We start from the raw sequence: 5,759 nt of genomic DNA, 5'->3' as shown, positions 1-5,759 counted from the left end.
TCGCTATGAGGATCGGCTGCGGTTGATTGGACCCAATTGCGCCGGCATCATATCGCCCGGCCAGGCGCTGATGGGTATCATGCCGGGGTCGATCTATTTGCCCGGCCGCGTCGGCATCGTCGGGCGTTCGGGAACGCTCGGCTATGAGGCGGCCTCCCAGATGAAAGCCGTGGGCATCGGCGTGTCGACCAGCGTCGGCATCGGCGGCGATCCGATCAACGGCTCTTCCTTCCGTGACATACTTGAGCTTTTCGAGAAGGATGATGAGACCGACGCCGTGGTGATGATCGGCGAGATCGGCGGCCCCCAGGAAGCCGAGGCTGCGCTGTGGGCGCGCGACAACATGAAGAAGCCGGTGATCGCTTATATCGCCGGTCTTTCAGCGCCGAAGGGCAAGCGAATGGGGCATGCCGGCGCCATCATCTCTGCCTTTGGCGAGTCGGCGCAGGAAAAGGTCGAAATCCTGCGTGACGCCGGGGTGGCAATCGTGCCGACCCCATCAAGCTTTGGTCAGGTCGTTGCCGCTGTCATTTCAGTACGCAACAGAGCTGCATAGGTGGATTTTTTCGTCGGCTGCCTCGATGATCTCGTGGTCGAACGAGCAGAACGTGATGCCGCCGGCCTTGCCGCGGGCACCGGAGTTGGAGACATGCGCCTTCACCACCCCAGCAGTCGCTGCCAATCTCGCTCGCGCGATAGGCCGCCTGTTCAGGGCTGTAGGCCAGCCCGCCGCGCAAATGTTACGCCATAGCGGGCGCGCAGTTGGCTTGGCGTGATATTCGTGAGTCCATCTTGTCCGCTGAAATCGCGCTTGGCAGGGCCAATGTCGAGGCCATTTCCGCCACGCACGGCCGGCTGGTGATCCGCGTCACTTCGCAAGACGGCTACTGGATGCGTACGCCATAGTCAAAGAAAGCTGGACGCTGATGATTGCAGCGAAACTCGATCCGATCGACCTCAAAATCCTCGACGCGGTCCAGCGCGATGGGCGCATCACCAAGCTGGCGCTCGCCGACAAGGTCGGCCTGTCGCCGACGCCGTGCTGGATGCGGCTGCGCAAGCTGGAAAAGGCCGGCATCGTCTCCGGCTATCACGCCAGGGTTGCAATGCGCGCCGTCGCGCCGGTCGCCATCGTGCTGATGGAGGTGACGCTGGCCAGCCACCGCCAAGCCGATTTCGACCGTTTTGAGCGCGTCATCCGCGACGTCCCCGAAATCGTCGCCTGCTGGTCGGTGGGTGGCGGCGTCGATTACCTGCTGAGGGTGATGGCGCGCGACATCGACGCCTACCAGCGGCTGGTCGACACCCTGCTCGAACGCGAGATCGGCATCGACCGCTATTTCACCTACATCGTCACCAAGACGGTGAAGGAGGAGAGTGTGCTGCCAGTGGCGGATCTGTTGCCGGCATCTTCCTGATACCGGAGAGATCGTCTGCCCGGGCGATGCAATAGAGACAATCTCTCTACGTGCAGGCACCGAAACAGCCTCTCTGTTTGCGCGGCAGAGATAGTCTTGCGGCGTCACCCGAACCGGGAGCCCGATGATGTCCGCACATTTTGCCCGCTCGCAGCGCCATGAAGCGCTTGATCGCCTCGCCGACCGACGGCTGCTGCGTGAACTCGCCTATGTCGATGGCCACTGGACGGCAAGCGAGACCGCGGAGAGTTTCGAGGTGACCGATCCGGCCACCGGATCCACCGTCGCTTTCGTTGCCGCGCTCGATGCCCGGCAGACGACGTCGGCGATCGATGCGGCATCGCGCGCCTTTCCCGCCTGGCGCGCATTGCTGCCGCAGGAACGTTCGAAAATCTTGCGCAAATGGTTCGATCTGATCGCCGCCGCCAAAAATGATCTGGCCCTGCTGATGACGCTGGAACAAGGCAAGCCGCTGAAGGAATCGCTCGGCGAGATCGATTACGCCGCCTCCTTCGTCGAGTGGTATGCCGAGGAGGCAAAGCGCCTCAACGCCGAAAGCGTCACCAGCCATTTGCCAAACGCCGAGATGATGGTGCGGCGCGAACCGCTCGGCGTCGTCGGCGTCGTCACGCCGTGGAATTTTCCCGCAGCCATGCTGACCCGCAAGGCGGCGGCCGCGCTTGCTGCCGGCTGCACGATTGTCGCGCATCCTTCGTCGGAAACGCCGCTGTCGGCACTGGCGCTGGCCGAGCTCGGCGAACGCGCCGGCCTGCCGGCTGGCGTCTTCAACGTTCTCACAGGCAAGGCTTCGACCATCGTTGGGCGGATGTGCGAAGATCCGCGCGTCCGCGCTATGAGCTTCACCGGCTCGACCGAGATCGGCAGGCTTATCGCCGCGCAAAGCGCGCCGACGATGAAGCGGCTGGTTATGGAGCTTGGCGGTCACGCGCCGCTGATCGTCTTCGCCGATGCCGATCTCGACAAGGCGGTGACCATCGCCATCGACGCCAAATTCGCCACTTCCGGCCAGGATTGCCTTGCCGCCAACCGCATCTACGTCCAGCGTCCGATCTACGATCGTTTCTGCGCCGCTTTCGCCAGGCGCATCGAGGCGCTGCGGACCGGCAATGGCCTGGCCGATGACATCGACATCGGGCCGTTGATGCACGAGCGCGGCATCAAGAAGGTCGAGGAGCAGGTCGCCGATGCGCTCGCCCATGGCGCGCGCTGCCTCACCGGCGGCGGCAGACATCCGGCCGGGCCGCTGTTCTACCGGCCGACCCTGCTCGCCGATGTCACCGACGACGCGCTGATCATGCGCGAGGAGACCTTTGGTCCGGTCGCCGCAGTGACGCCCTTCGACAGCGAGGACGAGGTTATCGCCCGCGCCAATGCCACCGAATATGGCCTCGTCGCCTATGTCGTCACCGAAAGCGGCGGCCGGCAATTGCGCATGGGCCGCGCGCTCGATTATGGCATGGTCGCCATCAACCGCGTCAAGATCACCGGCGCGCCGGTCCCGTTCGGCGGCGTCAAGCAGTCCGGCATCGGCCGCGAGGGCTCGCGTCACGGGCTCGAAGCCTTTACCGATCTCAAATATCTCTGCCTCGACGTGGCGTAAGCCGCGCCCGACACATTTTCCTCAGGAGTAGAAAAATGCTCGACCAGTCAAACGAACTCGCCGCCTGGGATCGCGATCACTTCTTCCATCCCTCGACCCATATGGGAACGCATGCGCGTGGCGAGAGCCCGACGCGAGTGATCGCCGGTGGCGAAGGCGTCACCATCTGGGACAACAATGGCAAGAAGAGCATCGATGCCTTCGCCGGGCTCTACTGCGTCAATGTCGGCTATGGCCGCCAGAAGATCGCTGACGCCATCGCCGCACAGGCCAAGAACCTCGCCTATTACCATGCCTATGTCGGCCACGGCACCGAGGCATCGATCACGCTTTCCAAGATGATCATCGACCGCGCGCCGCAAGGCATGTCGAGGGTCTATTTCGGCCTCTCCGGTTCCGACGCCAACGAAACCAACATCAAGCTGATCTGGTACTACAACAACGTGCTCGGCCGGCCCGAGAAGAAGAAGATCATCTCGCGCTGGCGCGGCTATCACGGCTCCGGCATCATGACCGGATCGCTGACCGGCCTCGACCTGTTCCACAATGCCTTCGACCTGCCGCGTGCGCCGGTCCTGCACACCGAGGCACCCTACTATTTCCGCCGCGCCGACCGCTCGCTGAGCGAGGAGCAGTTTTCGCAATACTGCGCCGACAAGCTCGAGGAGATGATCCTCGCCGAAGGTCCCGATACCGTCGCCGCTTTCATCGGCGAGCCGATCCTCGGTACCGGCGGCATCGTGCCGCCACCCGCCCTCTACTGGGAAAAGATCCAGGCGGTGCTGAAGAAGTACGATGTCCTGCTGGTCGCCGACGAAGTGGTCACCGGCTTCGGCCGGTTGGGCACCATGTTCGGCTCCGACCATTACGGCATCAAGCCGGATCTCATCACCATCGCTAAGGGCCTGACCTCGGCCTATGCGCCGCTGTCTGGCGTCATCGTCGCGGACAAGGTCTGGCAAGTGCTGGTGCAGGGTTCCGACAAGCTCGGCTCGCTCGGCCACGGCTGGACTTATTCGGCGCATCCGATCTGCGTTGCCGCTGGCGTGGCCAACCTGGAACTGATCGACGAGCTGGACCTGGTGACCAACGCCGGCGAGACCGGCGCCTATTTCCGCGCCGAACTGGCGAAAGCCGTCGGCGGCCACAAAAATGTCGGTGAGGTGCGCGGCGACGGCATGCTGGCGGCGCTCGAGTTCGTCGCCGACAAGGACGACCGCGTGTTCTTCGACGCCTCGCAGAAGATCGGACCACAGGTCGCGACCACCCTCGCGGCAAGCGGCGTCATCGGCCGCGCCATGCCGCAGGGCGATATTCTCGGCTTCGCGCCGCCGCTCTGCCTCACCCGCGAAGAGGCTGACATCGTCGTCTCCAAGACGGCAGATGCGGTGAAGAGCGTGTTTGCGACTATATGAAAGTTCCAACCAAGCTTAGGGAGCGAACGGCAGCCCTGCTCGTGCGATGGAATCTCGCCGGAGCGTTCGCAACTCTCCGGTTGTTTGGCGCGGTATGCGCCCATTTGGTCCCTTACCTCGCCTGGAGATGCTTTCAAGCGAGCGTGTCAACGACACGCGACATGAGAGAACCCAAAAGGAGTTGAGAAATGATCGAGTTGCCTTTCGGCCGAGAGGAATACAGGCGAAGGCTCAACACCATACGCGCCGAGATGCAGCGGCGTGGCTTGGATATTCTCATTGTGAACGATGTTGCCAACCAGCATTACATCACTGGCTATGACGGCTGGTCCTTTTACACGCCACAAGTCGTGATCGTGCCCTTAGACGACGTGGAACCTGTCTGGATCGGAAGGGCGATGGACGCAGCTGGCGGATTGCTGACGGCCTGGATGAGGCCCGACAATATCGTTGGTTTCCCGGAAGATCTGGTGCAACGCCCCGATCGACATCCGATGGATTGGATTGCGGATTGGATCACCCGTCGTGGGTGGGCTAAGGGCAACATCGGCATCGAACTGGAAGCCTATTACTATTCTGCCAAAGCGCATGCGCATCTGGTGGCAGGACTGCCAAATGCCCGCATTGAAGATGCGGACTTGCTGATCAATTGGATTCGTTCCGTCAAATCGGATGCCGAGATCGATTATCTGCGACAGGCATCCAGGCTAGCTGAGGCCGCCGTCACCGCCGCCTATGACGTTATTGCGCCTGGGGTCAGGGAATGCGACGCAATCGCCAAGATTCAGGCTGCCCAGATTGCCGGGTCCGCTGCCTATGCGGGTGATATCACAGCCCTGCCGCCCACTATTCTCGGCGGGGAAAACGCGTCTGCGCCCCACATCATGTGGAGCGACCGGCGCTTTGGCGACAATGAAACGATTGCGCTGGAACTGGCGGGGGTCACCCGGCGATACGCGGCTGGTCTGGCAAGAACGATGCAACTCGGGAAGGCTCCACAGGAGGTCTCTGACACTGGCAAGGCAGTTCTCGAAGGCATGGAAGCCGTCTTGGAGACGATCAGGCCGGGGACGCTTGCCGAGGACGTCGAAGCTGCCTGGCGGGGCGTCATCAGCCGGTATAAACTGAAAAAGGAGTCGCGGATCGGCTACTCCATCGGAGTCGCCTATCCACCTGATTGGGGCGAACACACCATCAGCCTCCGGCCCGGTGACAAGACCGAACTTCGGCCTGGCAATGTCCTTCACTCAATTCTTGGTATGTGGATGGACGGATGGGGGATCGAGATCAGCGAGACCATTCTGG

At 62.4% G+C, this 5,759-nt stretch carries 4 protein-coding genes and 2 pseudogenes; 5 read left to right on the top strand and 1 reads right to left on the bottom strand.

Going from position 1 to position 5,759, the window contains the following annotated elements:
* Positions 1-556 (top strand): annotated as a pseudogene (locus EN742_RS21640) (succinate--CoA ligase subunit alpha); the annotation flags it as partial.
* A 12-nt stretch (positions 557-568) separates the two neighbouring features.
* On the opposite strand, the pseudogene EN742_RS40260 reads toward EN742_RS21640, so the two are convergent.
* Positions 569-737: pseudogene (locus EN742_RS40260) on the bottom strand (ATP-grasp domain-containing protein); the annotation flags it as partial.
* A 189-nt stretch (positions 738-926) separates the two neighbouring features.
* On the opposite strand from EN742_RS40260, the gene EN742_RS21630 reads away from it, so the two are divergent.
* From EN742_RS21630 to EN742_RS21615, 4 genes are all read left to right on the top strand, one after another.
* Positions 927-1,418: an Lrp/AsnC family transcriptional regulator gene (locus EN742_RS21630; RefSeq protein WP_128333256.1), complete on the top strand. Its 492-nt coding sequence runs from the start codon at positions 927-929 to the stop codon at positions 1,416-1,418.
* A 127-nt stretch (positions 1,419-1,545) separates the two neighbouring features.
* Positions 1,546-3,039 (top strand): NAD-dependent succinate-semialdehyde dehydrogenase, encoded by a 1,494-nt coding sequence (locus EN742_RS21625; RefSeq protein ID WP_128333255.1) that lies wholly within the window; start codon positions 1,546-1,548, stop codon positions 3,037-3,039.
* A 35-nt stretch (positions 3,040-3,074) separates the two neighbouring features.
* Complete coding sequence (locus EN742_RS21620) at positions 3,075-4,454, top strand: aspartate aminotransferase family protein (protein WP_128333254.1); 1,380 nt, start codon at positions 3,075-3,077, stop codon at positions 4,452-4,454.
* A gap of 188 nt (positions 4,455-4,642) precedes the next feature.
* Positions 4,643-5,759 (top strand): M24 family metallopeptidase (locus tag EN742_RS21615; RefSeq protein ID WP_128333253.1); only part of this gene is annotated, 1,117 nt, incomplete at its 3' end.

This window comes from Mesorhizobium sp. M4A.F.Ca.ET.020.02.1.1 (assembly GCF_004022645.1).
In the GTDB taxonomy this organism is placed as follows: Bacteria; Pseudomonadota; Alphaproteobacteria; order Rhizobiales; family Rhizobiaceae; genus Mesorhizobium.
This window is presented reverse-complemented; position numbering and strand designations above follow the sequence as displayed.

Bases quoted from the DNA above. Each gene is read 5' to 3' on its own strand.
- EN742_RS21620 (WP_128333254.1), top strand. From the start codon at position 3,075: ATGCTCGACCAGTCAAACGAACTCGCCGCCTGGGATCGCGATCACTTC.
- EN742_RS21630 (WP_128333256.1), top strand. From the start codon at position 927: ATGATTGCAGCGAAACTCGATCCGATCGACCTCAAAATCCTCGACGCG.
- EN742_RS21625 (WP_128333255.1), top strand. From the start codon at position 1,546: ATGTCCGCACATTTTGCCCGCTCGCAGCGCCATGAAGCGCTTGATCGC.